We start from the raw sequence: 5,921 nt of genomic DNA, 5'->3' as shown, positions 1-5,921 counted from the left end.
GTTATCCCAGTCTTACAGGCAGGTTGCCCACGTGTTACTCACCCGTCCGCCGCTAGACTCCGAAGAGTCTCGCTCGACTTGCATGTATTAGGCACGCCGCCAGCGTTCGTCCTGAGCCAGGATCAAACTCTCCAAGAAAGTTGATTAGCTCATTTTGTTACGTTGGCTCGTGTTCTTACTATATTAATAGAAGAAACACGATTAATATTGTTTGCACGATTTTGTTTGTTTAGTTTTCAAAGAACAATTGATTATGTCAGAAGCGACATTTGTTATTATATCGAATCTCTATCATTAGGTCAATATAATAATTTAACTTTTTTCGCTACCGCTTTTAACTAATAGGACTGCCGTTAAAAGCAACTTTTATATATTAACACTTTCATTTTCATTTTGCAACAGGTAGTTTTTTTCTCCGGAAAATTTCTATGAATTGCTGTAAGCGTTCGATAGATAATACCCAAAACCATATTTTTCATTTCATGCTGCCAAGGGCATGGTTTTTTATATCTTCACTTACATATGTTTGTTTTCATTTAGTTTTTAAGTGATATGTTTACGGGTGCTTTTTGCATCCTCTACAAAAACGGGTAGTACTAGAAAAGAGCTAAAAAAAAGAACCCTTGGGTTCAATATTAATAAATATTATTACTTTGTTTACCGCATCTGATGCATTTACTAGAGTAATAACTGTACTTATGTCGTCTGCGAAAGAAACAGAGGATGGATTTAAATTTCAAATAGAACCACTCCTTTTGAATGATTAAATCAGGCTGCCCAGCCATCATAGTTCCACCTTAGATCAGTGACTTTGCATCCCTACTTTTCAAAAGGTTTGTCTTTAACAAATGGAATGATTTTTCAATTTATTATTAGCATTCTTGAAATAATTTCAAAAGACTAATATTTCGACTGCTATCGACAAGATTGATAGAAATATAAGTAGCTTCACGTATCATACCTTAAAGAACAGTGCCTGACACTCCCCAAATAAACACCCGCTACCCTAACAATTCAGTATCCTCTCTCTCTCTAAAAACCTATCAATCTTCGACGAATATCGGGTCGTGACAGGCACCGGAATTAAGCCAGGAATAAGAAAGACACTAAACAATCCCCTTCATAAAAATGAAGAGGATTGTTTTAAAATATTATTTTACTTTTACCAACAACTCTTTACTTTTATTCCCCGCACGATCTACAACATAAATTCTTATCATTGTTCCTTTTTTAAGTTTACTAATTTTTTTGCTATACTCGCCTTTTGAATTAGCAGTTAGCTTACTTTTTTGTTTGCCAATCGTTAGATAAACTTTACCATAAGCTTCCGTTTTCCCTTTTAATGAAGTTGTTTTTGTACTGACCCTATTAAGTGTTGGGAGTTTAGGTGGTGTTTTATCTAATACTTTTATTGTTTTAGTTGTTTTGTGGTTAAACTTATCGACTGCTGTAATCACCACAACTGTATTTGCCTTTTGCAATGGAATATTTACAATTTTAAATTTCCCTGCTTTATCAATCGTTGCGAAAAATGTTTTCTTTCCTATTTGTGCACTTAATTTAACCCCTATATCCGTTTGACCTGTTAGGATACGATCATTATCATCCAGTGGGATGACAATTAGCTTTGGATAAATAATTTTTTTAACCGTTACTTTAATCTCTTTTGTAGCTGTTAGGCCTTTTTTATCACTAACTGAATAAATAATTTTGTAAACTCCTGGTTTGCTAGTATTCACAGTGTTTTGCGTAATTTTTATTTTACTCGTTAGACTTCCATCTTCTTGGTCATAAGCTGTTACGTTTTTCAGCCAATTTGGTTTGTCCCCAACAAATATGGTTAGATCGGTAGCCGTTATGGTTGGTTTGTGATTTGGTAGTTCCTTTACGGTCACTTTTATCTCTTTTGTGTCTGTAAGGCCGTTCGAATCACTTACAGAGTAACTAATTTTATAAATTCCTGGCTTGGCAGTATTCACCGTGTTTTGCGTAATTTTTATTTTACTAGTAAGGTTCCCATCTTCTTGGTCATAAGCGGTTACACCTTTCAGCCAATCAGGTCGATCCCCTGCATTGATAATGATATCTGAAGCTGAAATGGTTGGTTTTTGATTGGGTGCCATCGTTCCGACCGATAGCACATTAACATTTATTTCTTTTGTCACATCGGTTCCAACAATGGTTAATAGTAATGTTGCTTGCCCAGGTAAATTTCCTTTTACGGAAACAAATGATTCACCTTTTGAATCTAATTCAACCGTACTTTCTACAGGTTCTACAAGTTCTTTCATGTTTGATTCAACCTGAATTTTTAAACCTGACGCATTTGTCACATCTGAAACATGAATGGGTATTCTAGTCGTTTGACCATAGGTAATATCTACATTATCTTGTGCAATGATATTTTGTGGTAATGCTGTATATTTAGTTTTAACGACAATCATGTTATCTGGTGAAACTTGTGCATAGGTTTTTACCGAATTTTTCACTTCTAATTGGTACTCGGAATTAACAGCGAATGTTGTATTTGCTAAAAAGTGAATAATAAACTTTTTCGCAAGCATCTTACCAGAATCAGATTTTTTTGCGTCTAATGCTTCTACGGTCTGGATGATATTTTTCCCCTTTGAATCCTTTAGACCTATAGATGACAGATTCACTGAATCAACTTCCATATATTTATCAAAAACAAATTCGGCTTTATCTTTAAAGATATTTAATACTTTTACTTCTGGCTTCTTTTTAGATACCATGCCAATATTTACAGTTGTTTGAGGTGGAGGAACGGGCAACCATTCACTAAACGTTGTTTCATACCCTTCAAGTTCGTATTTCACTTGCCATAAACCTTCCGGAACATCCCAAGCATATTCACCATTATCATTGGTAATGAGTGGATTCATCTGTTCAAATTCTTCCGCATTCCATTTTAACACTTCACCCGTTTTAGGGTCCTTATAAAACACGGTTACTTTCACACCTTTTAAACGGTTTTCAGGTAATGCCTCATACACAAAACCGCTTGGGTCAATCAACCATGCGAACATCGAGCCATTTTCTTCTAAGCTCTTCATGCTATTTAAATAAAAATATTCCATTAATTGATCCGCTGCAAACCACGCAATGGTTACGGCAAGTCCTGGAGGGCCCGCTAATCCTGCAAGTTCGATAACGGTCGAAGCCATTCGAAAACTATTATAAGCCACGTTCATTGTAGCTAATACACCTAATTGAGTTAGCTGTTCTTTTTTTTCTGCTGCTGTTAAATTAGAGTTTAATATTTTATTTTCAAGTAAAGCAGTATGAACAATACTTCCACCTATATTGACAACATTCTCTTTAATTCCAAAATAAGCGGCAATTGGTTTTGTTAATGAAAATTGATCAGCAAGTTGAATGTACATTTCTTTTTCTAAATTCTCATTAAAATCATAAACTTTTGTGATGATTTTATCATTCGAAACTTTAAAAGAAGCAAAGGTATCATCATCAATTTTCGTATAACCCTCATTCATTAATGTGGTCCTAGTGACGTTACTTGGTATGACTGTCTGAGTATTTACCGTTTCAAGTTTTGTTTTTTCTGAATCGGCTAACTCAATCACTGTCCTTGATACCGTATCTGTTTGTTCAATCACTTCTACTTTCGCGTTTTTGAACGGATCCGGCAATGCATTGACATATTCTTCTTTGGTAAAATCAATCGCGCCATTTAAATCTACTGTCTCTTTCTTTGTGGTATATTCGATATTTAACGCACCAGGAACATACCCTAAATTAGACGGATCAAAATAGCCAGATGCGATCCAAGAACCTGTCGCCTTATCATAAATCGCTTCCAGCAACTTCTTTTCTTGATTACGACTACTTGAAATATACATTTTGTCAATCGCTTCACCATTTAACATAACGATCTTAAACGTAAATGGTTTGGAAGGATTGATCGTAACAACTGGTTTTTCGCCTTTTAAGAAAGCGTTCGAAATATCTTTTGATGCTCCATTATGAACTAATGTGGCGGATTTAAGTGCTGGTGCTTTGTATAAATAAGTGACTTCGATTTGATTTGATTGTTTCTCCGGAGTTTGGTCCGTTGTTTTAGCAGATAATAAATGGACCGTACCTAGGTAAGCATTGGCTAATGTTAATTGCTTGGACCATTTTCCACTAGCCGGAACGATTGTCTCTCCAATTTTCGTCTTTTCATCATAAATACTGAGCTTTGTATTAGGTGGAGCAATTCCCGTAACCGTAATTTCCTTACTATTTGTTTCTTTTGGTCCATTAATCGTGACATAATTTACATTTACATTAGAGGTACCAAGTACCTCACTAATATTTCTATTTTGGTATGAAAAATTAGCCATTGCTCGTAATTGTACGTCTTTACTTTCCATTGGTCTTACATAAAATTTGAGTGTCCCACTCACTTTTTTAACCGGTACGGTTATCTCCTCTTGATTACGATTGACGGAATAGTTCGCTTTTACCCCATCTACCATCACACTATTATCAATAAAAGCTAATTCATTAGGGATGGTCACATTTAATGAAAGTGAATTAATATTCGTTTCGTTATAAATATTTTTGAAACGGTATTGGAGACGAACTTCTAATAAGCCGCCTTGAACAACAGATTCCGTATTTGTCATAAAAATCGTATTTTTCCGATCAAAAAAGCTAATTCGGTCTTCATCTAACACTGGGATAGAATTCGGATTGATCGTACTAATTTTTCCATTTGTTACTTGAATTTCATATTTTAGATAGTCAGTCCCCTCAACTAATCCACGATCTTTAAACTCGCTCAATTGATCCATTCGCCACAATTCACCATTTGCTTTTAAAAGTACAACCGTATATTTACCTTCTTGTAATGGCATCGATTGGATGGTTTCTCCTGAATTAGAAGACTTTGTTTCTATCACTTTACCTTGTTCATTGAAAATAAGTGTCCGAGTCATTGGAATGTTCTTCTGGGGATTGTTTTCACTGACTCTTATTTTGCCTACCTCTAGAATCGATAAATTCGACTCACCTTGACTAGATTTATCCAAAGTGATGTTAAATTCTTTACTTTCCGTATCATTATTTTTGCTTTCTAATTTAATATTTACTTCATCAAATGCAGCTACACTGTTTTTGGCAAAGACAATATAGTTATCTTTTATAAAAAAGTCATTTATTTGAATATCTTTTGTTTTATTCTTTATCGTTAAATTGTAGTTTCTAAGGGTATCATCTATTTTTGTCGTTTCCATTTCACTATCCGTTTTCGATAGAATCTTAGAAACATTCATCTTTATTTTGGGTAAAATATCAAAGTAATCTTCATACTCTGAATCACTTTCTCGAATGATCACTCCATTGCGAAACTGGTCATATGGGTAATAAAAGACAAGTTTATTTTGCTCTTGTGGAACATAGGATGCAAAAAAGTACTCTTTATCTCTTAAAATGACATCACCATAATGGTCCTCCCACAATTCATAATTTGAATTCGCATCATATTTTAATACCTGGAATCTGAAGTTATAACCACTGTTCGTACCTATACGTACTTCCTCTCCAGAATAGTTCATGATCTTATAACTTTTATCTGATTCGAGAGTATATTTATATAAGGCTGGGTCTGATTCTTTCATCGTAAACCAATCTTTTTGCTCAAATGGAATAAATGCATCATGAGACTGGTCTGGATTTACACTGAGTCGAACTTTCTCCCCGCCATTTAACCATAAATTACCCCACCACCCATTATCAAAGTTACTCACTTTGCCTTCTGGGTCATATCGAACTATTTCACCCTTTTTTTCCCACGTAGATAAGTTATTCATTTGAATAGAAGAATTACTTGTATTTCTAATCTCATAATGCTTATTTTTTTCTAAGGTGAAATGGTAGAGGGCCGGGTTGGATTC

General features: G+C 34.7%; 1 protein-coding gene, 1 rRNA gene and 1 riboswitch. Both genes read right to left on the bottom strand.

From position 1 onward, the window contains the following. Positions 1-138 (bottom strand): 16S ribosomal RNA (locus V7137_RS23755); the annotation flags it as partial. Between the two features lie 630 nt (positions 139-768). Beyond that, a riboswitch (cyclic di-GMP riboswitch) is annotated at positions 769-850 on the bottom strand. A 301-nt stretch (positions 851-1,151) separates the two neighbouring features. Continuing rightward, positions 1,152-5,774, bottom strand: coding sequence for an immunoglobulin-like domain-containing protein (locus tag V7137_RS23750; RefSeq protein WP_335700358.1), 4,623 nt, complete (start codon positions 5,772-5,774; stop codon positions 1,152-1,154). Positions 5,775-5,921: the final 147 nt, after the last annotated feature.

It is taken from the genome of Neobacillus drentensis (genome assembly GCF_036962765.1).
GTDB classification, from domain to species: domain Bacteria; phylum Bacillota; class Bacilli; order Bacillales; family Cytobacillaceae; genus Neobacillus; species Neobacillus drentensis_C.
Note: the sequence above shows the minus strand (reverse complement) of the source record. Positions and strands in the feature narration are given on the sequence as shown.